Here is a 24,734-nt window from a genome sequence, read left to right as displayed (position 1 = left end):
TGTCGCGCAAGTCCATCGAATACGGCTTCGCCATGCAGACCGGCCTCCTCCGCCAGCCTGCCCTTGAATCAGATCAGCGCCTCCATGGAAATCCCCATCGATTCAGCCCCACGTCATCCCGCTCTAGGTCCGGATCGAGCCTCACGCGGCGCACCACCGGCTTGCGGCACGACACTGGACACGCTCCACGCGGTCATCCGATGCCGGGAAGCGGGGCGGACCGAAGCCCGCCCCATGTGTTCACTTGCCCTCGACCGCGTCGCCGACTTTGTCGGCCGCGCCGCCGACACTCTTGGCGGCGGAGCTGATCGCAGCGTCCTTGCGGTTCTCGGACCCCTGGCGGCCGAACAGGTAGAAGCCGCCGATCACCACCGCGATCAGCAGCACGATCGCGATCAGCGCGGTGCCGCCGCCGCCACTGCGGCGCTCGATGATCGTGGTCGTCGGACGGGTGTCGGTCGTGGTGTAGCGTTCCTCGGCCATGGCGGCTCTCCTCTCCTGTCAGGATCGAAAAAACGCCATGGATCAGCGTCTTGTTCCAGTCCCGAAACGGGTCAGAACGGCAGCTTGAACCCCGGCGGCAGCGGCAGGCCGTTGGTCATCTTCGACATCTCCGCACCCGATACCGCGTCCGCCTTGCCACGCGCATCGTTGAAGGCCGCCGTCAGCAGATCCTCCAGCATCCCCTTTTCGGAGACCTGCATCAGCGAATCGTCGATCGCGATGCCGATGATCCGGCCCTTGGCGGACGCCTTCACCTTGACCAGACCGCCGCCCGACACACCCTCGACCTCGATCGTGTCGAGGCTGGCCTGCGCCTTTTGCAGCTCGTTCTGGACGTTCTGCGCCATTGCCAGAATGTCGTCGAGATTGTTCACATGCTACTCCTTTGGCTATTCCATACCAGTTCGGCCTCGGGGAAGGCCGCCATCGCCGCCTGGACCAGTTCGGTCTTCAGCATGGCCTGACGTCGCGCCTCGTCCGCCGCCGCATCGGCTTCGTTCAGCGTCGGCTCGCCCGGCGCATCCTCCAGCGTGATCTTCCAGACCTGGCGCGTCATCGCCTTCAGCGCGGCGGCCAGATCCGACAGCGTGTCGGCCGAAATGGGGCGCGAGCCGCTGAACACAAGCTCCGGCGGGGCATAGCGCACCAGCCGCGCGCCCTGTCGCAGCCGTGCGACCAGCGCGAGCTGGTTGGCGGCGTCCAGCGCCTCGACCATCGCCGGGAAATCGGCCGGGATCAGCGAGACGGGCGCGGCCGGCGCAGCGGCCGGTGCCGGGGCCGGCCCGGCCGCCGCCGGTGCGGCCAGCACCCCGCCCTCGGCGATCTTGCGCGCCAGTTCGCCGGGATCGGGCAATTGCGAGGCATGGATGACGCGCAGCAGCGCCATCTCCGCCGCCTCGATCGGCAGCGCCGCCTGCGCCACCTCGTCATGCCCCTTCAACGTCAACTGCCACAGCCGGTGCAGCACGGGGAAGGACAGCCTAGTCGCCCAGTCGCGCCGCGCCTCGCGCTCCTCCAGCGCCTGTGCCGGATCGTCCGCGCCGCCGACCTTGGTCAGGGTGACGCCGTGCACCATCTCCATCAGCGCGCGCAGCACCGATACCGGATCGACGCCGTGATCATATTGCCGGCGCAGGCTGGCGAGCGCCTCGACCGCATTGCCGGCGAGCAGCAGGCCGAACAGATCGCGCACCGCGCCGCGATCCGACAGGCCGAGCATCTGGCGCACCGCCTCGGCCGAGACGCCGCCGCCCTCCAGCCCGGCATGGGCGATCGCCTGGTCCAGGATCGACAGGCCGTCGCGCGCCGACCCCTCCGCCGCGCGCGCGACCAGCGCCAGCGCTTCCGCCTCCGCCGTCACGCCCTCCGCCTCGCAGACCTTGGCGAAATGCTCCGCCAGCTTCTCCGCCGGGATGCGCCGCAGGTCGAAGCGCTGGCAGCGCGACAGCACCGTGATCGGCACCTTGTTGACCTCGGTCGTCGCGAACAGGAACTTCACATGGGCGGGCGGTTCCTCCAGCGTCTTCAGAAGCGCGTTGAACGCGTTCTTCGACAGCATATGGACTTCGTCGATGATGTAGATCTTGAAGCGCGCCGCCACCGCCGCATAGCGCGACGCCTCGATGATCTCGCGCACATCGTCGACGCCGGTATGCGAGGCGGCGTCCATCTCGATCACGTCGATATGCCGCCCCTCCGCGATCGCGCGGCACGGCTCGCACACCCCGCACGGATCGATCGTCGGGCCGCCCTGCCCGTCCGGGCCGACGCAGTTCAGCGCCTTGGCGATCAGCCGCGCGGTGGAGGTCTTGCCCACCCCGCGCACGCCGGTCATCAGAAAGGCATGGGCCAGCCGGTCGCGCTTGATCGCATTGCCCAGGGTCTGGACCATCGCGTCCTGCCCGATCAGCTGCGAGAAGGTCTGCGGCCGATATTTGCGGGCCAGCACCCGATACGCCTCGGGCGCCGGGGCCGCCGCGGCGGCGGGCGCAGGCATCGGCAGGTCGAAGGGCGGCGGCGCGTCCATGTCGAAAGTGTCAGCCACGGCGGGCACCCATGGCGAAGGCGGATCGAAGCGGAAGCATTGCCCCCAACATAGGCCGCCCGCGCGCCCGCGTCAGGGGGTAATCGGTGGGTGTCGCATTTGGTCTTGATACGCGACGGCCGAAAACGCGCCGCGGCCAGGGGATCGTTGCACACCCCCTCCGGACGATGCAGACGAAGGCGAGCGGGATGGTCTACCCCGGCCGTCCCTACGCCTCCATGTCCCCCCCGCGCCTCTGCGCGTCCTTATGGCTCGATCACCGGCGCACCCGCGACCGGGCTGGCGCCCCCGGCATCCAAGGCCGTGGCGAGGCGGACATGGGCTTCCTCCGGCGAGCGGCCGAGCAGGGGGTCGAAGCCGATCCAGCCGATCCCCTCGACATAGGCCTCCGCCCAGCCATGCGGGCTGGCGACCGGCGCGTCGCCATGCTGGCGATAGCCGGAGACATAGCGCGCCGGCAGGCCCAGGCTGCGCGCGGCGACCAGGAAGATATGGACCATCTCGACCGGATCGACCGTCCCGCTGGCGAAGGCCTCGCCCAGCGTGCGCGACGGGTCGCCGGCCGGTACGATGGCGAATCGGTCGTGCAGCGCCGTGTTGATGGCGTGGAGCGCACCCAGCGGCTTCAGCCCCGCCCCGGTTTCCTGCGCGAAGGCGGCGATGGCGGGATCGACGGGCGTCGCATCGGTCGCGCGCAGGAACAGCGCGGGCGGCAGTTGCTCGGCCACGCCGCGCAGCACGCCATGCGCGTTGCTGGTCAGCACCTCGCCCGTCACCTCGATCGCCAGCGTGTCGAGCGGCGTATCGACATAGAGCATCGTCACCGCATTGCCGAAGCCGTCGCGCCCCGGCCGCATCCGGGCGTCGCGATCGACATCGATCCGCCAGCGCACCACCGTCTGGTCGTCGCTGGTCGGCGGCGTGAGGCGCAGGGCCTGGACCAGGCCGGCCTGCGCACCCGCGAGGCGATAGACCGCCCGATGCTCGATCGTCATCCGCATGTCTTTACGATGCCCCTGTTCGGACCATCGGCCCCACCCCAGGGCCGATGGCCATGTCCCGATCACATGAACTTGAACTGCCGGCCGATCGCGCCGTGCAGCAGCGCATTCTCTTCGATGAAATTCTGCAGATATTGGTGCAGCCCGGCCGCGATCACCTCGCCCGACCGAGTCTTGACCACGCGCGAGGCGCGCAGCCGCGCCATCCGGTCCGCCTCGCCGTGCAGGCCGGTGCGCCGCGCCAGCATCCCCAGTACGTCCACCGTCTCCTCGACCGACGCGGCGAGACTGCGCGGCAGCTCGGCGCGCGCGATCAGCAGGTCGATGACGTTCGCCGGGGCAAGCCCGTCGGAATAGAGCCAGCGATAGGCGGTCACCGCCGACACGGTCTGCAGGATCGTGGTCCACTGGTCGCGATCAACCACACCGCCGATCCGCTCGCCCGCCGGCAACAGGATGTGGTATTTCACGTCGAGGAGGCGCGCGGTGTTGTCGGCGCGCTCCACCGCTTGGCCCAGGCGGATGAACCAGGTGGTCTGGTTGCGCAGCATCCGGTGCACCGCGCCCTCGAACCCGCGCGTCTCGTGCTTCACCGCATCGGTCAGCGCCAGCACGGCGGTGGGGTCGTCGGCCGAGGGCTTGGCCGCGAAGGTCAGCCAGGCCTGGTTGATCGCGGTCCAGGCCTCGCGCGTCAGCGCGGTGCGCACCGCACGCGCGTTGAGCCGCGCCATCTCCACGCAGCGCACGATCGAGCCGGGATGGCTGGTCTCCACGGTCAGGAACCTAGCGACCTCGCGCCGGCGCAATTCGCGGCCGCCGGTCGCGAAGGCCTGGGTCGTGTCGGTCACCGCCAGCGCCGAGGCCCAGGCCGCCTGCCCCGCCGGGCGCGCCGACAGCACGTCGAGCCGCACCGTCGCCTCGACCAGGCGGGCGATGAAGTCGGCCCGCTCGAAATAACGCCCCAGCCAGTAGAGCGAGGATGCGGTCCGGCTCAGCATGGTGCGCCGCCCAGCGTCTGGACCTGGGTCATGGTGCCCAGGCTCTGGCTTTGGCTCTGGCTGCGTTCGTCCGGTGCCTCCATCAGCACGAAACTGTCCTTGGTGCCGCCGCCCTGGCTGGAATTGACGACCAGCGATCCCTCGCGCAGCGCCACGCGGGTCAGGCCGCCCGGCACCACCTGCACGCCGCGCGATCCGGTGAGGAGGAAGGGACGGAAATCGACATGGCGCGGGGCCAGGCCGCGATCCGCCATGGTCGGTACGGTCGACAAGGCCAGGGTCGGCTGCGCGATATAGCGATGCGGCTCGGCGATCAGCGCGGCGCGGAACTGCTCGATCTCGGCCGTGCTGGCGGTGGGACCGACCAGCATTCCGTAGCCGCCCGACCCGTCGACCAGCTTCACCACCAGTTCGGGCAGATGGTCGAGCACGTAGCGCAGCGCCTGCGGCTCGCGGCAGCGCCAAGTCTCGACATTGGGCAGCTTCGCCTCGCCGCCGGAATAATAGCGCACGATCTCTGGCATGTAGCTGTAGATCGCCTTGTCGTCGGCGATGCCGTTGCCCGGCGCGTTGATGATCGCGACATTGCCGGCGGCATAGGCGGCGATCAGGCCGGGCACGCCCAGCCGCGAATCGGGGCGGAACACCAGCGGATCGAGGAAATCGTCGTCGACGCGGCGATAGATCACGTCGACCTTCACCCGGCCGGCGATCGTCCGCATCCAGACGATATCGTCGTCCACCACCAGATCGGCCGCCTCGACCAGCTCGATCCCCATCGAATCGGCCAGGAAGCTGTGCTCGTAATAGGCCGAGTTGTAATGGCCCGGCGTCAGCACGACGCAGGTCGGCGCGGAAACACCCTCGGGCGCCACCGACTTCATCGTCTCCAGCAGCCGGTCGGGATAGCTGTCGACCGCCGCGACGCGGAAGTTGCGGAACAGCTCGGGACAGAGGCGCAGCATCGCCTCCCGATTCTCCAGCATGTAGCTGACGCCCGATGGCGTCCGGGCATTATCCTCCAGCACGTAGAATTCGTCCGGGCCGGTGCGCACCAGATCGATGCCGCAGATATGCGCCCAGACGCCGTGCGGCGGCCGCATCCCCGCGATCTCCGGCCGGAATTGCGGATTGCCGAAGATCAGGTCCTCCGGCAGCACGCCGTCCTTCAGGATGCGCCGCTCGCCATAGATGTCGTCGAGAAAGGCGTTGATCGCCTCCACCCGCTGCACCAGCCCCTCGGACAGGCGCGCCCATTCGCCGGGCAGGAAGACGCGCGGCACGATGTCGAACGGGATGATCCGCTCGCTCGCCTCGCTCTCGCCATAGACGGCGAAGGTGATCCCCAATTGGCGGAACGCCGCCTCCGCCGCGGCCTGGCGGCGACGCAATTCGCTTTCGGGCGTGGTCTGGAGCCAGCGTCCCAGCGCCGCCAGTTCGGCGCGCGCCGCGCCGTCGCTCCCCATGATCTCGTCGAATGCCACTGTCCCCATCGCGACGATCATCATTCTCCCTGACGGCCCGGTCGAGGCGACCGGCCGGCAAACGATGCTGCGGCAGTTCGCCGCGTCGCACAAGAGGGGGAAGGGACGGTTTCGGTCTTAACGTGCGTCCATGGCGATTTAGATTGTCACGTCCCCTCCGACAGCGCGGTCAGCGTGCCGGTGGTCAACACCTGCGGCAACACGCGCGGCTCCTTGGCGCCGGGCGCGTACCAGAGGTAGAGCGGCACGCCGGCGCGGTTGTGCGCCTCGATGAAGCGGCCGAGCGCCGGGTCGCCATCCGTCCAGTCGCCGACCATCACCGCGACCTTGCCCCGGCGGAAGGAGTCGGCGACGGTGGCGGTCTCGATCGCGGTCTTCTCGTTGACCTTGCAGGTCAGGCACCAGTCGGCGGTGAAATAGGCGAAGACCGGTTTGCCCTCCGCGCGCAGGGCGGCGAGCCGCGCCTCGCTGAACGGCTCCGCACCGGCAAGGCTCGCCTCCGCGCTGGCGGCGGCGGGGCGGACGGTCATCACGCCCGCGACCGCCAGCAGCAGCGCGACCAGCCCCGGCGCCCAGACGCGTTCGCGGCCGATGCTCTGGAGCCGGCCGGTCCACCACAGGCCGAGCGCCGCCAGCAGCAGCGCGGCGATGCCCAGGGTCATGCCGTCGACGCCCGCCTGCCGCCCCAGGATCCAGGCGAGGCCGAGCGCGGTCAGCAGCATCGGCACCGACAGGATGCGCCGCAGCCGCGCCATCCACGGCCCCGGCTTGGGCAGGCGCCGCCGCAAGGCCGGCACGAATCCGATGAGCAGGAACGGCAGCGCGATCCCCAACCCCAACCCGGCGAAGATCAGCAGCGCCGCGAAGGTCGGCAGCACCAGCGCCGCGCCCAGCGCCGCGCCCATGAACGGCCCGGTGCACGGCGTCGCGACGAACGCGGCGAGCGCGCCGGTGGCGAAGGCGCCGGTCGCGCCGCTCTCCCCCGCGAAGCGTGGCGTCGGCAGTTCGAACAGGCCGGCCAGGTTGAGCGCGATGCCGCCCACCAGCAGCAGCAGCACGCCGATGACGCGCGGGTCCTGCAACTGGAACGCCCAGCCCGCCGTCGAACCCGCCGCGCGGATCGCCAGCAAGCCGCCGCCCAGCGCCAGGCAGACCAGCACCACGCCCGCCGTATAGGCCAGTGCCTCGCCGCGCGCCTCCCGCTCGGTCCCGCCGCCGCGCGCCAGGCTCAGCGCCTTGAGGCTCAGGATCGGGAAGACGCAGGGCATGATGTTGAGGATCAGCCCGCCCAGCACCGCACCCAGGAACGCCAGGATCGCGGTGGCCGCCTGCCCCGCTTTGGCCGCGCCCGGCGACGTCGTGGAGGCGGCGACCGTGCCGGGCTTGGCGGTCAGGGCCAGCCCCTCGCCCGGCGCGGTCGCCAGCACGCCCGCGATCGGCGCGGTCGGCGCGGTGGCGGCGGCGTCCGTCTCGACGATCAGCCGGTCCCCGTCGCGCGTGACCTTTTGCGGGGCGGCCATCGCGATGCTGCCGGCATCGGCGGGGTAGAAATAGGGCTTGTCGATCGGCGCCTCGGCCGGGAACGGCACCGACAGGCGCAACTGCTTGCCCACCACCTGATAGGTGGCGGTCGATCCCAGCGGACGCGGCAGCCGCCGCCGCCAGCTGTCGAACCGGGCGCGGTCGGCGGGCGCGATGCTGCCGTCGCCGACCGTCAGGGTGGTGGACAGCGTCTGCCGTTCCGGCACGCAGACCGTGTCGGTGCAGACCAGATAGTCGAGCTTCACCCGGATCGGCAGCGGCGTGCCGACCGCCAGCCCCGCCGGCACCTTCAAGTCGACCAGCAGCGCGAAAGGCTGTTCATAGACATAGTTCATCAGCCCGGCGACGGTCAGCCGTTGCGGCACCGGATAGCGGAGCGGCCCCGCCGACGCGCCCTTGGGCAGGGTCCATTCGGCCAGCGTCTCGATCCCGGCATCGCCCGGATTCTTCCAATAGCCATGCCAGCCGGCTTGTGGCTTGGCGGCGAGCGCCAGCGTCACCGTGCCGCCGGCGCGCGGGGTCGCGCTTTCGGCGGCGATCGTCATCGCCAGATGCGTCTCCCCCGGGGCCTGCGCCAGCGCAGGAAGAGCGACGAAGAACGCCAGAACCGTCATCATCCGGCAAAACCAGGCTGTCATGGGGCCGTCTTGTCTCCTGTGGGTCGGCGTTCCATAGCGAAGCCTGCCCCCCGCACCAAGGATCGTCGATGAAGTCGCCTGTCATGCTCGCCGCCGCCCTGCTCCTCGCCTCCGCCGCGCCCGTGCTGGCGCAGACCCAGGCGACCGCGACCGCATCGGCGTCCCCCCGGCCCGCGCCGAAGCTGATCGTCGCCATCTCGGTCGACCAGTTTTCCGCCGACCTGTTCGCGCAATATCGCAACCACTTCACCGGCGGCATGGCGCGGCTGCTGAACGGCGCGGTGTTTCCGTCCGGCTATCAGAGCCATGCGGCGACCGAGACCTGCCCCGGCCATTCGACGATCCTGACCGGCTATCGCCCCGCGCATACCGGCATCATCGCCAACAACTGGATCGACCAGTCGGTCGGGCTGGAGGACAAGGTGGTCTATTGCGCGGAGGACACGTCGGTCCCCGGCTCGACCCACACCAAATACACCGTCACCGACCGCACGCTGAAGGTGCCGACGCTCGGCGAGCGGATGAAGGCGGCCAACCCCGCCTCGCGAGTCGTGTCGGTCGCGGGCAAGGACCGGGCGGCGGTGATGATGGGCGGCCACAAGGTCGACGAGCTCTGGTGGTGGGACGGCAAGACCTACAGTTCCTTTGCCGGTCGCGCGGTGCCGCCGGTCGTGCAGCGGACCCGCGACACGGTGGCGGCGCTGATCGCCCGGCCGCAGACCGCGCTGCCCCTGCCCGGTTGGTGCAAGCCGCTGGACCGGGCGATCACGGTCAACGCGGTCACGGTCGGCCAGGGCCGGTTCGAGCGCGAGGCGGGCGACGCCACCGCCTTCCGCGCCTCGCCCGCCGCCGATGCGGCGGTGCTGGCGATGGCCGCCGGACTGGTGCAGGACATGAAGCTGGGCAAGGATTCCGCCCCCGACCTGATCGCGATCGGCCTGTCCGCGACCGACTATATCGGCCATTCGCGCGGCACCCAGGGCACCGAGATGTGCATCCAGATGGACCAGCTCGACCAGGCGCTGGCCGGCTTCTTCGAGGTGCTGGACGAGAGCGGCGTGGATTATGAGGTGATGCTGACCGCCGACCATGGCGCGCACGACATGACCGAGCGGCAGATCGAACGCGCCATGCCGATGGAGACTCATGTCTCGCCCGAGCTCCAGGCCAAGACGGTCGGCGCGGCGATCGCGCAGCAGATGAAGCTGGAGGGGCCGGTGCTGCTCGGTGCGGAAAGCGACATCTATGTCGACCGCAACCTGCCCCGGCCCGTCCGCGCCCGTGTGCTGGCGGAGGCGAAGCGCCGCTACAGCGCGATGCCGCAGGTCGCCGCCGCGCTGACCCGCGACGAGATCGCCGCCACCCCCTGGCCGACCACCCCGCCCGAGACCTGGACGCTGGCGGAGCGGGCGCGATCCTCCTTCGACCCGGAACGGTCGGGCGACCTGCTGATCCTGCTCAAGCCGCGCGTCACCACGATCGAGAAGCCGGGCCCCGGCTATGTCGAGACGCATGGCAGCCCCTGGGATTATGACCGCCGCGTGCCGATCCTGTTCTGGCGCAAGGGGATGACGCCGTTCGAGCAACCCTTGTCGGTGGAGACGGTCGATATCGTGCCGACGCTGGGCGCGACGATCGGCTTGAAGACGCCGGGAGTGGATGGCCGCTGCCTGGACCTCGATCCGGGCCCGGCGGACACCTGCGCCAAGTAAGGCGTGCCTCTGTTCCCCGGCGAAGGCCGGGGTCCAGTTGGGGGACGCTGCTAGCGAGACGTCGTCCTTCGTTACCGTGAACGAAGCACGACGCTTCCTTAAGAAGGCCTTCCCGACTGGGCCCCGGCCTTCGCCGGGGAACAGAAGGGAAAGCAGATGGGCGGGCGTTACTCCGCCGCCTGCTGCAACTCGGCGAATTCCTCCGCCTGGAGGAAGCGCTCGGCGTCCAGCGCGGCCATGCAGCCGGTGCCCGCCGCCGTCACCGCCTGGCGATAGACCTTGTCCGCCACGTCGCCACAGGCGAACACGCCGGCCACGCTGGTGCGGGTCGAGCCCGTCTCCACCACGATATAGCCGTCTTCGTCCAGCGCCAGATGACCACGGAACAGCTCGGTGGCGGGATGGTGGCCGATCGCGACGAAGCCGCCCGCGACATCCAGCCGGCTATGCTCGCCCGTCACCGTGTCCTCCAGGTCGAGCGCGACCAGCCCGGCGGTGCCGCCGCCGTCGACGAAGGTGCGGACCTCCTTGTTCCACAGCACCGTGATGTTCGGATGCGCGAACAGACGCTCCTGCAGGATACGCTCGGCCCGCAGCGAATCGCGACGGTGGATCAGCGTCACGTCGTCGCTGTGGTTGGTCAGGTACAGCGCCTCCTCGACCGCGGTGTTGCCGCCGCCGATCACCGCCACCTTCTTGCCGCGATAGAAGAAGCCGTCGCAGGTCGCGCAGGCCGACACGCCCTTGCCCTTCATCGCCTCTTCCGAATCGAGGCCCAGCCACTTGGCCTGCGCGCCAGTGGCGATCACCAGCACCTCGCCCTCATAGACGTCGCCGCCATCGCCGATCAGCCGGAACGGGCGGCGCGACAGGTCGACCGAGACGATCGTGTCCCACATCAGCGTGGTGCCGACATGCTCGGCCTGCTTCTGCATCTGCTCCATCAGCCAGGGGCCCTGGATGACGTCGGCGAAGCCCGGATAATTCTCGACTTCCGTGGTGGTGGTCAACTGGCCGCCCGGCTGGATGCCCTGGACCACGATCGGCTTCATCCCCGCCCGCGCGCCATAGATGGCGGCGGACAGGCCCGCCGGGCCGGAGCCGAGGATGAGCATACGGGTGGAATGAGTCGCCATGATACCGATCGTCCTAGAGGTGTTTGCGCCCATGTAGGCGCTTGGACGCCAAAAATGAACCGGATGACGGAAACGTCACGGCACTCCCATGCCCTCCGATCGTTGGCAGGTCAGGCGGAGGATTATCATGCACGACGAACACCCGACGGACGACCAGCACGCCCACGATCAGCACGGGCGCGAAGAGGGCGAGCGCGACTCGATGAGCGGCCAGGACATCGTCATCAAGCCGTACACCGCCCCCGCCGGTGGCTGGGGATCGATGCGCGGCATGGTCGAGGTGCTGCCGGGCGAGCGGCCGGGCATCGACGTGCTCGATACGTTGCGCCGCCAGAACAAGCCCGAGGGCTTCATGTGCGTGTCCTGCGCCTGGGGCAAACCCGCCAAGCCGCATATCGCCGAATTCTGCGAGAACGGCGCCAAGGCTACCGCCTGGGAGCTGACCAGGCACCGCGCCACCCCCGCCCTGTTCCAGCAGCATACCGTATCGGAAATGGCCGAATGGCCGGATTACGACCTGGAAAAGACCGGGCGGCTGACGCACCCGATGCGCTACGACCGTGCGACTGACAAATATGTCGCCGCCAGCTGGGACGAGGCGTTCGCCGCGATCGGCGCCAAGCTGAAGGCCTGCGACCCCAAGAAGGTCGTGCTCTATTCCTCGGGCCGGGCCTCGCTCGAAACCTCGTTCATGTATTCGCTGTTCGCGCGGATGTGGGGGCAGCAGAACCTGCCCGATTCGTCGAACATGTGTCACGAGACCACCTCCGTCGGGCTGAAGGCGGCGATCGGATCGCCGGTCGCGACGATCCAGATGGAGGATTACGACAAGTGCGACGCGATCTTCTGCTTCGGGCAGAATGTCGGCACCAACGCCCCCCGGATGCTCCACACGCTCAAATCCTGCCGCGACAGGGGCGTCGAGATCGTCACCTTCAATCCGCTGCGGGAGCGCGGCTGGGAGCGGTTCGCCGATCCGCAGAGCCCGCTCGACATGATCGCGGGGCAGGAAACCAAGATCTCGACCCAATATCACCAGCTCCATGCCGGCGGCGACATCGCGGCGATCGTCGGCATGTGCAAATTGGTGATCGAGGCGGACGACCATGCCGTCGCCCATGGCGGCACGCGCGTGGTCGACCACCACTTCATCGAACAGCATACCGTGCGGTTCGAGGCGTTCGCCGACTATTGCCGCCGGGCCGATTGGACCGAACTCACCCAGGCCAGCGGCCTGACGCGCGGCGCGATCGAGGCGGCGGCGCGTGTGTATATGCGCGCCGAGCGGGTCATCGCCGTCTACGGCATGGGCATCACCCAGCATCGCTATGGCATGGACAGCCTGTTCGTGCTCACCAACTTCCTGATGTTGCGTGGTAACATCGGTCGCGAGGGTGCCGGGCCGGGGCCGGTGCGCGGCCACAGCAACGTGCAGGGCCAGCGTACCGTCGGCATTACCGAGAAGACCGAACTCGCCCCCGTCGAGCGGCTGAAGGCTTTGTTCGAGTTCGATCCCCCGACCGAGAAGGGATGGGACACGGTGGAAAGCTGCCGCGCGATCATCTCGGGCGAGTGCCAGGGCTTCGTCCAGCTCGGCGGCAATTTCCTGCGCGCCACGCCCGAGCATGCCAAGATGAAGGAGGCCTGGGCCAAGCTGCCGATCACCGTCCATATCGCCACCAAGCTGAACAAGAGCCAGCTCGTACCGGGCCAGGAAAGCTGGATCCTGCCCTGCCTCGGTCGCTCCGAACAGGATATGCAGGCGACCGGCCGGCAGGCGGTGTCGATGGAGGATTCGTTCAGCCACATCTATGGCTCGGTCGGCAAGGTGAAGCCGGCGTCCGACACGCTGTTGTCCGAACCGGCGATCGTCGCCGGCATCGCCAAGGCGGTGCTGCCGCCCAATCCGAATGTCCCGTGGGACGCCTGGGTCGGCAATTACGGCCTGGTCCGCACCGCGATCGAGAATTGCTATCCGGACAAGTTCGCCAACTTCAACGAACGCCTGTTCGAACCCGGCGGCTTCTGGAAGGGTAATCCGGCCTCGCACCGCCAATGGGAGACGGAAAGCGGCAAGGCGGAATTCAACGTGCCGCGCGCGCTCAACGCCTCCGGCTTCGCGGACAAGGACGGGCGGTTCCGGCTGATCACGCTGCGCTCCAACGACCAGTTCAACACCACCATCTATGGCTATGACGACCGCTTCCGCGGCATCCGGGGCACGCGCATGGTGGTGATGATGAACCGCGACGACATGGCCCGGCTGCGGTTGAAGGAAGGCGACAAGGTGGCGCTGGAGAGCGATGCCGAGGACGGCGTCGACCGCACGGTCGAGGGGCTGCGCGTCGTCGAGTACAATATCCCGGCGGGCAATCTGGGCGGCTATTATCCCGAGCTCAACTACCTGATCCCGCTGGAGCATCATGCGCTGGAAAGCCATGTGCCGGCGGGCAAGTCGGTGCCGGTGCGCGTGCGGGCATGAGCCGGGTGCTGGGCGCGGTCCTGGCGGGGGGGCAATCCTCCCGCTTCGGGTCGGACAAGGCGGCGGCGACGCTGGACGGCCGCGACCTGCTGCATCACGCCACCGACCGGCTGCGCCCGCATGTCGATTCGATCGTGGTGGTGGGCGAGCGGATGGGCGGCCTGCCCGACCTGCCGCGCGCCGGCCTCGGACCGCTGGGCGGGATCGCGGCGGCGCTCGATCATGGCTGCACGCATGGCTATCGCTGCGTGCTGACGATTGGTTGCGACATGCCGGTGGTGCCCGACGGGCTGATCGAGGCGCTGCTGCGCCGCGCCCCGGCCTATTGCAGCGAGGCGCCGATCCTGGGCCATTGGCCGGCGGCGCTTGGCGCGCAGTTGCTGGGGCATATCGAAACCGCGCCCGATCGCTCGGTCCGGCGCTGGGCGCGGAGCATCGGCGCGCTGCCGATCGTGCCAGATGCGCCGATCCCCAACGTCAACACGCCGGCCGATTTGGAGGCGCTGGCGGGATGGCGCTACGCCTCGGCGTAACTCCCTTCACTCCTCCCCGCCGGGGAAGGAATTGCGCCGGAAATGTCCATGACCACCCAGACCCGCCCCATCCGCATCGTCCGCCCCGACCGCATCGCCCCCGGCGAACGCCAGGTCGCGATCGAGGCGCCCGTCGCGATCGAGGTTGACGGGCTGGGCTATGCGGTGATGATGATGACCCCGGCGGACCTGACGGCCTTCGCCACCGGCTTCCTGCTGACCGAGCGGCTGGCCGATGAGCCGGCCGATGTGGTGGCGGTCGAGCCGTTCGAGGCCGAGGCGGGCTGGATCGTCCGCGTCGCGCTGTCGGAACGATGTCGCGGCCGTATCCATGATCGCGTGCGGCATCGCACCAGCGATACGAGCTGCGGCCTGTGCGGCATCGCCGGACTGGAGCAACTCCGCCGCCCCGCCCTGCCCGCGCCCCGGCCGCGAGTGACGCCGGAGGCTCTGTTCGCGGCATTGGCGGCCTTGCGCGCGCATCAGCCGCTCAACGCCGCGACCGGCGCGGTCCATGCCGCCGCCGCCTGCGACCGGGAGGGACATATCCTCGCCGCCTTCGAGGATGTCGGCCGCCACAATGCGCTCGACAAGCTGGTCGGCGATTTGGCGATCCGCGGTCGGGCGGTCGACGGCTTCCTGCTCGTCACCTCGCGAATCAGCTTCGAGATGGTCGACAAGGCGCTGGTCGCGCGCGCGCCGCTGCTGGTCGGCATATCCGCACCAACGACGCTGGCGATCGACCACGCCGCCGCGCACGACCTGACGCTGGCCGCGCTGGCGCGCGGCGACAGCCTGTTGATCGCGAACGATCCCTATGAATGTTTTGGGATTTCAGGAGACGCGTGATGCGCGATCCGGCCTGAGGAAAAGGCCACGGTGGTAGCGAAGGATCGCTTCCATCACGATCGACCGGCTCGGTCCCTTAAGGTTTGAAGCCCCGGGCCGCTGATAGCGGCCCGAATCACGACATCAGGAACAAGGCACCCCCGTAGCGATCGGTTGATCCGATCCTGCGCCTGGTGAGGCGCGTTCCACCCTGCATGAGCGACGACCGAGAACCGCATTTCGGCCGGCGCTTTCGTGCGCCCATCGACTTCCCATGCCGGGAGCCGACACGATGTCGCTTGCCTATTAGCCCTCCATTCCACGCCAACGCGGCCTCAGCCGTGTGTGGCGCAACACCTATGACATCGACAGCCCGCAGGCCTTGATCCAGGCACAGCCCGGTGGCGACGGCACGCTCGAAAGCGCACGCCTGACCATAAAGGCGCTGCTGGTGACCATGGAGGAGGCGCGGGTCGCAACCGCTGGCACCTTTCGGTATTTTCTAGGCATCTTCTCGCCGGCCGCGATCGCCATGATGAAGGTCCTGTTCGATCCCCGTCACGGCTTCGACTACTTCACCGGAACCAACGACCTGGCGAACAGCCAGATCGCCGCCCTCAGCGGTTATGATTCAAGACAGTGGCAGCGGCTCAAGAAGAAATTGGCAGCCGTTGGGGTGCTCACCTACGTCCACCGATCGATCAAGACGGGGCTGGAGAAAGCACCCGGCGTCGACCGGGAAATCCAGATCAGCGATATCTACTGTTTCATCCCGGACAGGATGAAATGCAAAGCGCCGGAGCTGTACGCCGCCTTTGAGCAGACGCTCGCCCGACTGAAGCGGGAGCGATACGCCCGTGAGAGTCGCGACGCGAAAGAGGGCAAGCCTCCCAAGCGCACGCTACTGGTGAAGCGCGACAAGCCCAAATGCCGCATCCCGGCCGCGCTGAACCCCGTCGGCTGGGCGCGGTGCATCGCCGCCCTTGCCGCCGCCAAGGTGAAGCCCTCCCCTGACTATGCCGCCCGCGAAGCGGAGGCCATCGCCTTTGCCACCCGCCTGGCGCGAAACGCACCACCGGGGTGACATTTTGTCTAAGCCTGTATGGGTTTCCAAGTTTAAGGATGAGAAGAGTCGCTTCGCGACGGCAGTTTGAAAGTCCCCCCATCGCCGAAATGGCGCACCCCACGCACCCGATCGCCCAGACCCGGCGGTCGGGACGTGGCGGCGTTCGCCGCCCCGGGGCTATCAGGGGGGACAGGGGGCGGATCGCGACGCTTCCCGTCAGGTGGGAGCGCACGATCCGTTGGTCAGTGTCGTCCCCGCTTGGGCGGGGGAAGTCCGTGCTGTACGACCTTTATCGTCTGGGCGATCGGTCAATCCCCACATGTGCGGGGGAGCCGCCGTCCGCTTACCGCCAGACGACCTTGCCCTTGGTCAATCCCCGCATGTGCGGGGGAGCCCCTCGGCAATAGCCTCTCGGATCAAACGACGGATCGCCTCTGGGCGGGTCGGCGCGTCCGTAGCTGCCTCGATCCAATTATCGAGAAGGGCGAGGTCATCACGGGACAGACGCACGTTGACGGCCTCACTGTCTACGCGCGGACGACCCCGTCGCCGTGTATTTTTAGCGCCATCAATGCCGGAGCGAAAGGGCGTTGGCCCGCTCTTTCGCTCCTGACTTAAGCCTCGGAGGATACCCGTGGTTCAAGCTGCCCATTCTTTTACACCATCCCCGTTCATTGCCAAATTGTTAGCGCCGATCACCGACGCTATCGACCCACATGCGAACCGCCGCTTCGCGCGCGAAGTCCGCGACGCGCGCGAAGTCCGCGACGCGCGCGAACGGCGCTGGCGGCTGGCCCAGCACGGCTATTATGCCGCCCAGGCGTATCGCGAGCATTGCACTCACATGCTTCGCGCGGCGGAGATCGTCCACTGGCGCTTCGACCTGCCCGAAGCGGCCGAAGCGGCGCGCGCGCAACTGTCGCTTGTGAAGGCGATCGACCGCCTGATGGCGACCCCGGCCCCCACCATCGGGGCCTTGCGCCTCAAGCAGAAGCTGCGGAAGGTCGATGGCGGCCGTGATCGCTGGGAGCAGGCGATTATGCGGGACGAGCAGTCACTGACAGGGAAAGTGTAATGCGAAAGCCTTCGAAGCAGTTGAAGTCACGTCGGGTTCCACCGCTGCCGATTGTCGACGTAGAGGCCTTGAAAGTGGGCTTGCCAATCTTTTGGCCCGTCCGCCATCAAATCTGGAACATTCCATATACCATTCGTCCTGCGGACGTCCACCTGGCAGGTGTGATGAACGAACATATGGGTGTCGGCACAGTCAGCTTCTCCAATCCTGCACTTTTGGAACTAGAGGCAGTTTGGCATACATTGTTGACTGCAAGGCCAGACGACGGATTTGCCATTTTTGTACGCCTCTGGTGGCTTGCTGAATTTCTTGATGATACGCTACTTGATTCGATTAGCGATCTGCTGGTGAACGCAAGTCAAACATCTGAAAGCTGGGAGGCGACGTTGTTTGCGGCAGCGACTGTTGCCGGGATGGAAGACGCGCGCATGGTTGATCCGGTCTCATTCGACGCGATCATTCAACAAAAAATCTGCCCAGGAGTTAAATAAAGCGCGCCGGGGAGCCAGGTGGAGGGAGCGATCATAGGCCCCCTCCACCGCGACATTGATCTCCAGCGCCTTGGCCTCCTTGCCGCCGCCGGCATGGCCCAGCGCCCGGTCGATCGTGCCGCGCTGGTCCGGCATCTGCTCGTTCAGGATCGTCGAGAAGCTCGCCCGCCAGCCATGCGGCACATGCCGGCCGGCATAACCGGCGCGGTGCCGCCGCCGGCCGGGAAGATCAGCCGCGAAGCGTCCGCGATAGCACGAACACGCCGCAGCACCGTGACGGCCGCCGGCGACAGCGGGACCAGGTGATCGTTCGCCGGGTCGAGCTTCTTCTCGGCCGAGAGTTTCATCCGCGCCGCCGGCACGCGCCAGACCGGCTCGGCGCCGTCGAGAACCTCGATCTCGTCCCAGCGTGCGCCGCGCAGCGATCCGAGGCGGACGGCGGTCAGCGCCAGGAACCGCGACGCCAGCACGACGACGGGCGCGGCGCGCAGCGCGTCGACGGCCGCGAGCAGGTCGCGCAGCTCGGCCGCGTCGACGATCGCCGGGTGGCGGCCGCCCGCGCGCGCCTTGGCGAGGCCCTCCGTCACCTCGCCGGCCGGGTTGATGTCGCACCAGCCCTCGGACATCGCCAGCTTGAAGACGCAGGAGATCCGCTGCTGGATGCGGCGCGCCGTCTCCTTCGCGCCGCGCGCCTCGATCGCGCGGAGCAGCGCCAGCACCTGCGGCCGCGTCACCTCGCCGAGCGGCAGCGCGCCGATCGCCGGGAAGGCGTCGCGCTCCAGGCTCACCAGCACGTCGCCGGCATGGATCGGCGTCCAGTCCGGCACGCGCAGCGCGTGCCAGGCGCGCGCCGCCTGATCGAAGGTCCGGGCGCCGGCCGACGTGCGATCAGCCGCGCGCGGGTCCTCGCCACGCGCGATCTGCTCATGCGCCGCATCGCGCCGATCGCGCGCCTGGTCCAAAGTCACCTCGGGATGGCTGCCGATGACGAGGAGCTGCTCCTTGCCGCCGAAGCGGAAGCGCAGCCGATAGGATTTCAGGCCGGACGGCGCGACGAACAGGAACAGCCCGCGCTCGTCGTAGATCTTGTAGGCGCGCGGCTTCGTCCGCGCTGCCTTCACGGCCGCGATGGTCAGCATCGATACCTCATGGGATGGGCGCACCGATCGCGGCGCGCTAGGCTGGCGGCATACCCAGCGGAGCGCTGGGGCCGAGACACGTCCTGGTCCGCTCGCGAGGCCCCAGGCCGGCGGTTATAGGGCCGCCTTACCGGCCCCTTTCATCGTCGGCGGGTGGCGCCGCCCGCCGACGAATTCCTACTCGAAAGCACGAATTGTTCTCGGGCTCGGTGGGTGATCCCCCGACGTTTTCCGCCCGAAAGCACGAATGTACACATGCCGCGACGCGGCTGAACCAAAGCGTCCTACGTGGGTTGCGTCACCAACAATAAAGTCGATTGTAAGTGTCGCGCGGGATCGACTGTTCCCGAACGATGCGCAGATACCCTGCAGGCTCGCGTTTCAGCGGTAAGGAGATGGTGATGAGCGGAACCAGCAAAGAGCGCCGCATCATGGGAGTCATGACGATAGGCTGCGCAGCGATCGCGTTGGGTGGCTCTGTCGGCTTAGGCGTCTTGGAAAAGAAGCGCACGCAGGAACAGATTGCAGTTGCCAAGAATCGCGGACAGGTTTCCAAGTGGCAAGAACTTGAGCGTCGTCGGGCACGCATGTCCCACACGACCGTGGCTACCGCTGTAAACGCTCGATAACGTTGACGCTATTACCGCGGCTGAGATACCCTCCGCCGCAGCATCGCAATTCTGTGCTGTTCCCCCGACCGATGTACCCCGAATAGCGTCGGGGATACTCCACGTCCGTCTATGCCCGAAAGCACGAATGCTGGCATTCGCCAGTTCTCTGCATCCGCCGTGCTCCGAGGGACGTACCTATGAGGCTATATAGCTGAGCGCTGTTGGAGCGGTTTTATGCCTCATAGTCACGGATATGAAGCACACCGATATGCTGATCCCTCACGACCCGACTCCTGGGGGCTTTATTCCGCTAGCGAAAAGCAGTGGCTTGCGATCCTATTCGCTACCAAGGCTGAAGCAGACGCTGCGGCGATGGAAATGGCAAATCCTGCGAAAATCCGTTCCAAACGAGGCAAATATGAGTGAGAGGCGGCGGAGATACACTCTGCCGCAGTGGCGCATTTCTAACCGTTTCTTAGGCCGATGTACGCTGAGCAGGAGCGGGCATACCTGCGGTCCGCTCGCGCCCGATTGTGTTGAAGAAGTCGGCGTCTGGCGCGGAGACAATTGGGGGCTGGTTTGCGCCGGAAGCCGCTGACCGCCTCAGACGGGTAGCGGCTGTACCGGCATCGGGATGAGCTTGGCCAACTTGCGGAGGTTCTGGGCGGTGGCTGCCATATGGAACTCGTCCCTGGCACCGTTTGGACCGCGCAGGCGCAATCGGTCGAGCTTCAGGATGCGCTTGAGGTGCGCGAACAGCATCTCGACCTCCTTTCGCTGACGGCGAGACGTGACGTAGGCGTCAGTGGTGGCGATATCGCGGGCCAGGTCGCGAGCCCCTTCGTGGATCGAGCGGGTGACCTTTCGCGCCGGCATATTGGGCGTGCAGCGTTCCCGCAGGGCGCAGCCGCCGCAGTCCTGCTGTCGCGCGCGGTAGCGGATGAAGCCGTCCTGGCCGACATCGCCCCGGGCGGTCGCGAAGTTGCGGTTCCTGGGGCGAAGGCGCTTGCCGCCAGGGCAGACGTAGCTGTCGTCGTCATGGTCGCAGGTGAAGGCATCGCGTTCGAACGTGCCGTCGCGGCGGGCCGACTTGTCGAACACCGGGGTGTGCGGCTGGATGTCGCGTTCGTGGACCAGCCAGGCGAGCATCTCGGCCGAGCCGTAGGCGGTGTCGGCGGCCAGTCGCTCGGGCCAGACGCCGAAGCGCTCCTGCACGCGCGCGATCATGCGCTTGCACGCGGTCACCTCGGCCTGGCGTACGGCGGTGCTCGCCTCCACGTCCATGATGACGGCGTGGTCGAGGTCGATGAGGTAGTTGGTCGAGTAGGCGTAGAAGGCCGGCCCGCGATGCGCGCTGGTCCAGCGCGATGCCGGATCGGCCGGCGCCAGATACTTTGGCACCACCGGTGTCGCTGCGCCGAACGCTGCATCGTCGAGAACCGCCAGATACTCGCGGACCGCACGGCTGTCGGCGTCGGGTGGTACGCCGTCGCTTCCCGGCCCGCCGGTCTGGCGGTTGGCATCGGCGCGGATCAGGCTGGCGTCGACCGCGAACCCTTCGCCGCCCACCAGCCCCTCGGCCATGCAGCGCGCGACCGTCGTCTCGAACAACCGGCGCAACAGGTCGCTGTCGCGGAAGCGCCCGTGCCGGTTCTTCGAGAAAGTCGAATGGTCGGGCACGTCGCCGTCCAGATCCAGTCGGCAGAACCAGCGATAGGCCAGGTTCAGATGCACCTCGTCGCACAGCCGCCGCTCGGACCGGATACCCATGCAATAGCCGATGATGAGCATCCGGATCATCAGCTCCGGATCGATCGAGGGGCGACCCATGTCACTGTAGAAGGGCTTCAGCTCCTCGCGGATGACCGACAGATCCACGAACCGGTCGATCGAGCGCAGCAGATGATCCCCCGGCACGTGCCCCTCCAGGCTGAAGCTGTAGAACAGTGCCTCCTGCGCTACCGTCCGCTCGCCCATCATCGGCCCGTCTCCGCTCACCTCAAGGCAATTGAATCAGACCACCGACACTACTGCAAGCCAGCCTTTTTCAACACAATCACCCATTATTGGCCCTTCAGAGCCACTCCTACGGTTCCTGATTGCGGACTTTCGTTCACCGATGCACGCTGCTCCTATGGAGCATGTGACCCTCGTAGGATTTTTGAACGGCGTTCTATCGCCGGAGGTGCTGGTTGATGACATCGCTACCGAAGTGAATGCCTGCGAGGCGGCTTTCCGAGCGGGTGAGAACGGCTATATCCTCATCACTGATGGGCCGCCCGTCGAGGTGACGAGAGAAGGCGCACGGCGGCTGCTCGCGGCTATAGCCGATGGGCGATTGCCGTTTCGACTCGCGAACTACGTCGCAGATTGTATCATCATGAGCGACGACTTTGACTTCGCGGACGATGCCGTTCGGGACGCAGTTCACTTCGTAGAAGATGACAGCAGACCACCCACGCACGATGAAACGATCGAGGCGTTGACGAAGCTCGGCTAAAAGTCGGCTTTCGAAGCTTTGTGCCGGAAAGCCGACCTTCCGCTCCCCTCCCAATCTCAGACATTCGCGGCGGAGAGATCGTCCGCCGCGTATGACATTTCCCCTCCTATGGAGGGGCCGTCGCGATCAGATGTACCCCAGCCGTACCCCAGTCCGGTTACGGTCAAACCGCAACCAAGCTCCGCTCGACGATGATCTCGTCCTGATGCTCGCGCGCCTGCCGGATGTCCCACGACAACTGCATACGCAGCGTCGTCTCGGCATCTATGCCAAACACCTTCTCGAAACGGATCGCCATGGTCGGCGACAAGTCCGCCTTGCCGTTCAGCAGGGCGCTGAGGGCCTGTCGTGTGACATGCAGTCGCGAAGCCGCATCACTGACCGAAAGGCCATGAGCCTCGACGATCTCGGTGGCGAGCCAGCGACCCGGATGGATGCGGTGGCTGGCATGGAGACGGATAGCCATCAGTGATAATCCTCCAGATCGAGATCAACGATCGCGCCATCGGCATTTACCTGGAATGTCATGCGCCAATTGCGAGTGACGGTAAGCGACCAGGTGCCAGCGCGATCTCCGGTCAACTGGTGAGCGCCATAATTGGGTGGTGCTCGGAGAGCCTCGACAGACGACGCGCTGTCCAGAAAGAGGAGCATGCGGCTGAGGCGATCGACCGATTTGCTGTCGAGACCGCGAGCGTTGCCCGTTTCAGCGAAGCGCCGCCGCGCCGCGTGTCAATGCTCTCGATTTCCATGGTCAGCCAAATAGCTTCTGACCCGTCGCCTGTCAAGTGACGGGCGACAGAACTGCACGATGTCAAGCTTAACGATTGAACGGTGGCCACATCCTCCGCAGCGTCCTCCATTTCCCTTCCAATGGAGGTGCGGTCACGGTCGGATGTACCCCAACCACCCGCTTCACGGCTTAGATCAAGGGCCCGAAGGATCGCGGAGCCACTGTAAAGGTCGCTACCCGTATTGTGCGAGGGTTGCGCCCCGCAGGGTGGTGTAGCTGAGGGGTGGCCATCGGCGATCTTCGGATAGGTTTGGGTTACGACACTCAACCCACGGAGACCCCGATGACCGACGATAGGATGAACCTGCAGGCGCTGGTGGGAAAGAGCGCGGATGCGGATTTCCTGCGCGAGATGATCGGCTTTGCCGCGCAGCGGCTGATGGACCTGGAGGTGGGTAACCTGACCGGCGCCGGCTACGGCGAGAAGAGCAGCGACCGGCTCGCCCAACGCAACGGCTATCGCGAGCGGGATTGGGAGACGCGGGCCGGAACGGTGGAACTGCGCATCCCGCGTTTGCGGACCGGCAGCTATTTTCCGGCCTTCCTCGAACCGCGCCGCCTCGCCGAGAAGGCGCTGACTGCCGTTGTGCAGGAGGCGTATATCCAGGGCATCTCGACCCGCTCGGTCGACGATCTGGTCAAGGCGATGGGGATGAGCGGTATCTCGAAGAGCCAGGTGAGCCGGTTGTGCGAGGAGATCGACGTGCGCGTGAAGGCATTCCTCGACCGGCCCATCGAAGGCGACTGGCCCTGTGTCTGGGTCGACGCGACGTACCTGAAGGTGCGCCAGGCCGGCCGCATCGTCTCGGTCGCGGTGACCATCGCGGTCGGCGTGAACGGCGACGGCCGGCGCGAGGTCCTGGGGATGGCGATCGGCGCGTCGGAGGCCGAGACGTTCTGGACGGACTTCCTGCGGAGCCTCGCGCGGCGCGGCTTGCGCGGCGTGAAGCTCGTCATCTCGGACGCGCACGAGGGCATCAAGGCGGCCGTCTCGCGCGTGTTCAGCGCCACATGGCAGCGGTGCCGCGTTCATTTCGCGCGCAACGCCATGGCCCATGCCGGCAAGAGCGGGCGCCGCGTCGTCTCGGCCTATATGTCGTTCCCGCCGCAGCATCGCACCAAGCTGCATTCGACCAATCCGCTCGAACGCCTGAACGGCGAGATCAAGCGCCGCACCGGCGTCGTCGGCATCTTTCCCAACGAGGACGCCATCACCCGCCTCGTCGGTGCGCTGCTGCTCGAGCAGAACGGTGAATGGGCCGTCCAGCGAGGACGCTACATGACGCTGGAAAGCGTCGCGCAATTGAGCGATGATCCCGCCGTCGCGCTGCCAGCCATGGCAGCCTGACCAGCCCGGCCTGACCGGAGATCGGCGCGGCTACGCCGCCTCAGCTACACCACCCTGCGGGGCGCAACCGCGGCCAGCGCGGCACCGTCGCGCGCGGCCGCGTACCGGGTGGCCTCGCCTATGGCTATCAGGTCGTCCACCAGCTCGACGCGCGAGGAGAGCCGGAGCGGGGCCTTCGGCGAATTGATCCGGATCAGGCGGCCGTCGTCCGACGAATCTATGCCGAGTACATCGCCGGCATATCACCCAAGAAAATCGCGCATGGGCTGAATGCCGACAAGATCCCCTCCCCCCCGCGGCGGGGAATGGCGCGCCTCGACGATCACGGGATCGCCAGCCCGTGGCCTCGGCGTCCTGCGCAATCCGATCTACGTCGGACGCTACCTCTACAATCGCGTGACCATGAAGCGCGATCCCGAGACGCGCCGTCGCATATCCCGCCCCAGTGCGGACGGCGAGCGTGTCTGGATGGAGGTGCCGGACCTGCGAATCGTCGACGAAGAGTCCTGGCGGAGGGCGTGGGAGATAGCCGAGTCGCACGCCATGGTGCCGCTGAACGCGCGCCCCCGCCCGCGCTACCTCCTGACCGGCCTCATCACCTGCCGGCGAATGCGGCGGATCGATGATCGTCACCACCAACAGCCGAATTGGCTGTTCGCGCGCCCGTGAGGCCGGGACCTGCACGCTTCGCCGCACGATCCCCCGCGCGGAGCTGGAGAAGCGCGTGGTGGCTGGCCTCGCTGACCGCCTTTTGGCACCAGAGGCGGTGTCGCGTCTGGTCAAGAGCTATCATAACGCGATGGCGGAAC

At 67.2% G+C, this 24,734-nt stretch carries 24 protein-coding genes and 1 pseudogene; 11 read left to right on the top strand and 14 right to left on the bottom strand.

Going from position 1 to position 24,734, the window contains the following annotated elements:
- Positions 1 to 240 precede the first annotated feature (240 nt).
- The 7 genes from BRX43_RS13055 to BRX43_RS13025 all read right to left on the bottom strand — a co-directional run bounded on the left by BRX43_RS13055 (position 241) and on the right by BRX43_RS13025 (position 8,187).
- Complete coding sequence (locus BRX43_RS13055) at positions 241 to 483, bottom strand: hypothetical protein (protein ID WP_125995530.1); 243 nt, start codon at positions 481 to 483, stop codon at positions 241 to 243.
- Between the two features lie 71 nt (positions 484 to 554).
- Positions 555 to 878 (bottom strand): YbaB/EbfC family nucleoid-associated protein, encoded by a 324-nt coding sequence (locus BRX43_RS13050; protein WP_125995529.1) that lies wholly within the window; start codon positions 876 to 878, stop codon positions 555 to 557.
- Entirely contained in the window at positions 875 to 2,500 is a 1,626-nt protein-coding gene (locus BRX43_RS13045; protein ID WP_125995542.1) for a DNA polymerase III subunit gamma/tau, read from the bottom strand. Before BRX43_RS13045 ends, BRX43_RS13050 begins: the two co-directional genes overlap by 4 nt.
- 293 nt (positions 2,501 to 2,793) lie before the next feature.
- Entirely contained in the window at positions 2,794 to 3,549 is a 756-nt protein-coding gene (locus tag BRX43_RS13040) for a transglutaminase family protein (protein WP_125995528.1), read from the bottom strand.
- A 62-nt stretch (positions 3,550 to 3,611) separates the two neighbouring features.
- The gene (locus BRX43_RS13035) at positions 3,612 to 4,547 is read right to left on the bottom strand and encodes an alpha-E domain-containing protein (RefSeq protein WP_125995527.1); all 936 of its coding nucleotides are present in this window, start codon (positions 4,545 to 4,547) and stop codon (positions 3,612 to 3,614) included.
- Positions 4,541 to 6,040, bottom strand: a complete 1,500-nt coding sequence (locus tag BRX43_RS13030) for a circularly permuted type 2 ATP-grasp protein (RefSeq protein ID WP_125995541.1) — start codon at positions 6,038 to 6,040, stop codon at positions 4,541 to 4,543. Before BRX43_RS13030 ends, BRX43_RS13035 begins: the two co-directional genes overlap by 7 nt.
- Positions 6,041 to 6,177: 137 nt before the next feature.
- Positions 6,178 to 8,187, bottom strand: a complete 2,010-nt coding sequence (locus BRX43_RS13025) for a protein-disulfide reductase DsbD domain-containing protein (protein ID WP_241214942.1) — start codon at positions 8,185 to 8,187, stop codon at positions 6,178 to 6,180.
- A 92-nt stretch (positions 8,188 to 8,279) separates the two neighbouring features.
- Here BRX43_RS13025 and BRX43_RS13020 point away from each other — a divergent pair, with 92 nt between their 5' ends.
- On the top strand, positions 8,280 to 9,923 hold the full coding sequence (locus BRX43_RS13020; RefSeq protein WP_125995525.1) for an alkaline phosphatase family protein: 1,644 nt from the start codon (positions 8,280 to 8,282) through the stop codon (positions 9,921 to 9,923).
- A gap of 167 nt (positions 9,924 to 10,090) precedes the next feature.
- Here BRX43_RS13020 and trxB read toward each other — a convergent pair whose 3' ends face one another.
- Positions 10,091 to 11,059 carry a thioredoxin-disulfide reductase gene (gene trxB, locus BRX43_RS13015; RefSeq protein WP_125995524.1) on the bottom strand — a complete coding sequence of 323 codons (969 nt, stop codon included), beginning with the start codon at positions 11,057 to 11,059 and terminating at the stop codon, positions 10,091 to 10,093.
- A 202-nt stretch (positions 11,060 to 11,261) separates the two neighbouring features.
- Here trxB and BRX43_RS13010 point away from each other — a divergent pair, with 202 nt between their 5' ends.
- The 4 genes from BRX43_RS13010 (at position 11,262) to BRX43_RS12995 (ending at position 15,986) form a co-directional block, all read left to right on the top strand.
- Positions 11,262 to 13,541, top strand: a complete 2,280-nt coding sequence (locus BRX43_RS13010) for an FdhF/YdeP family oxidoreductase (RefSeq protein ID WP_125995540.1) — start codon at positions 11,262 to 11,264, stop codon at positions 13,539 to 13,541.
- Positions 13,538 to 14,074, top strand: coding sequence for a molybdenum cofactor guanylyltransferase (locus BRX43_RS13005; protein ID WP_125995523.1), 537 nt, complete (start codon positions 13,538 to 13,540; stop codon positions 14,072 to 14,074). Before BRX43_RS13010 ends, BRX43_RS13005 begins: the two co-directional genes overlap by 4 nt.
- Positions 14,075 to 14,122: 48 nt before the next feature.
- Positions 14,123 to 14,923, top strand: a complete 801-nt coding sequence (fdhD, locus tag BRX43_RS13000; RefSeq protein ID WP_346962861.1) for a formate dehydrogenase accessory sulfurtransferase FdhD — start codon at positions 14,123 to 14,125, stop codon at positions 14,921 to 14,923.
- Positions 14,924 to 15,245: 322 nt separating this feature from the next.
- Complete coding sequence (locus BRX43_RS12995; protein WP_125995519.1) at positions 15,246 to 15,986, top strand: hypothetical protein; 741 nt, start codon at positions 15,246 to 15,248, stop codon at positions 15,984 to 15,986.
- 351 nt (positions 15,987 to 16,337) lie between these two features.
- On the opposite strand, the gene BRX43_RS12990 is transcribed toward BRX43_RS12995, so the two are convergent.
- Positions 16,338 to 16,478, bottom strand: a complete 141-nt coding sequence (locus tag BRX43_RS12990) for a hypothetical protein (RefSeq protein ID WP_206433204.1) — start codon at positions 16,476 to 16,478, stop codon at positions 16,338 to 16,340.
- 124 nt (positions 16,479 to 16,602) lie between these two features.
- On the opposite strand from BRX43_RS12990, the gene BRX43_RS12985 reads away from it, so the two are divergent.
- On the top strand, positions 16,603 to 17,043 hold the full coding sequence (locus tag BRX43_RS12985; RefSeq protein WP_125995517.1) for a hypothetical protein: 441 nt from the start codon (positions 16,603 to 16,605) through the stop codon (positions 17,041 to 17,043).
- On the top strand, positions 17,043 to 17,534 hold the full coding sequence (locus BRX43_RS12980; RefSeq protein ID WP_125995514.1) for a hypothetical protein: 492 nt from the start codon (positions 17,043 to 17,045) through the stop codon (positions 17,532 to 17,534). Before BRX43_RS12985 ends, BRX43_RS12980 begins: the two co-directional genes overlap by 1 nt.
- Here the strand turns inward: BRX43_RS12980 and BRX43_RS20890 are convergent.
- On the bottom strand, positions 17,487 to 17,717 hold the full coding sequence (locus BRX43_RS20890) for a hypothetical protein (RefSeq protein WP_241214941.1): 231 nt from the start codon (positions 17,715 to 17,717) through the stop codon (positions 17,487 to 17,489). The genes BRX43_RS12980 and BRX43_RS20890 overlap by 48 nt on opposite strands.
- Positions 17,678 to 18,673, bottom strand: a complete 996-nt coding sequence (locus BRX43_RS12975) for an integrase arm-type DNA-binding domain-containing protein (RefSeq protein WP_241214940.1) — start codon at positions 18,671 to 18,673, stop codon at positions 17,678 to 17,680. Before BRX43_RS12975 ends, BRX43_RS20890 begins: the two co-directional genes overlap by 40 nt.
- A gap of 401 nt (positions 18,674 to 19,074) precedes the next feature.
- Here BRX43_RS12975 and BRX43_RS12970 point away from each other — a divergent pair, with 401 nt between their 5' ends.
- Positions 19,075 to 19,302, top strand: coding sequence for a hypothetical protein (locus BRX43_RS12970; RefSeq protein WP_125995512.1), 228 nt, complete (start codon positions 19,075 to 19,077; stop codon positions 19,300 to 19,302).
- A 585-nt stretch (positions 19,303 to 19,887) separates the two neighbouring features.
- On the opposite strand, the gene BRX43_RS12965 is transcribed toward BRX43_RS12970, so the two are convergent.
- Complete coding sequence (locus BRX43_RS12965; RefSeq protein ID WP_125995538.1) at positions 19,888 to 21,264, bottom strand: transposase; 1,377 nt, start codon at positions 21,262 to 21,264, stop codon at positions 19,888 to 19,890.
- 28 nt (positions 21,265 to 21,292) lie between these two features.
- Here BRX43_RS12965 and BRX43_RS20885 point away from each other — a divergent pair, with 28 nt between their 5' ends.
- On the top strand, positions 21,293 to 21,784 hold the full coding sequence (locus BRX43_RS20885; protein WP_241214939.1) for a hypothetical protein: 492 nt from the start codon (positions 21,293 to 21,295) through the stop codon (positions 21,782 to 21,784).
- 163 nt (positions 21,785 to 21,947) lie between these two features.
- Here BRX43_RS20885 and BRX43_RS12955 read toward each other — a convergent pair whose 3' ends face one another.
- Positions 21,948 to 22,250 carry a HigA family addiction module antitoxin gene (locus BRX43_RS12955; protein WP_125995510.1) on the bottom strand — a complete coding sequence of 101 codons (303 nt, stop codon included), beginning with the start codon at positions 22,248 to 22,250 and terminating at the stop codon, positions 21,948 to 21,950.
- Positions 22,250 to 22,444 (bottom strand): annotated as a pseudogene (locus BRX43_RS12950) (type II toxin-antitoxin system RelE/ParE family toxin); the annotation flags it as partial. The pseudogene BRX43_RS12950 and the gene BRX43_RS12955, both read right to left, overlap by 1 nt.
- 416 nt (positions 22,445 to 22,860) lie before the next feature.
- Between BRX43_RS12950 and BRX43_RS12945 the strand changes: the two are divergent.
- Both BRX43_RS12945 and BRX43_RS12935 read left to right on the top strand, forming a co-directional pair.
- Positions 22,861 to 23,925 (top strand): IS256 family transposase, encoded by a 1,065-nt coding sequence (locus BRX43_RS12945; RefSeq protein WP_125995536.1) that lies wholly within the window; start codon positions 22,861 to 22,863, stop codon positions 23,923 to 23,925.
- Positions 23,926 to 24,195: 270 nt separating this feature from the next.
- Positions 24,196 to 24,594 carry a recombinase family protein gene (locus BRX43_RS12935; protein WP_125995508.1) on the top strand — a complete coding sequence of 133 codons (399 nt, stop codon included), beginning with the start codon at positions 24,196 to 24,198 and terminating at the stop codon, positions 24,592 to 24,594.
- Positions 24,595 to 24,734: the final 140 nt, after the last annotated feature.

This window comes from Sphingomonas sp. S-NIH.Pt15_0812, from assembly GCF_003951315.1.
Taxonomy (GTDB): Bacteria; Pseudomonadota; Alphaproteobacteria; order Sphingomonadales; family Sphingomonadaceae; genus Sphingomonas.
Note: the sequence above shows the minus strand (reverse complement) of the source record. Positions and strands in the feature narration are given on the sequence as shown.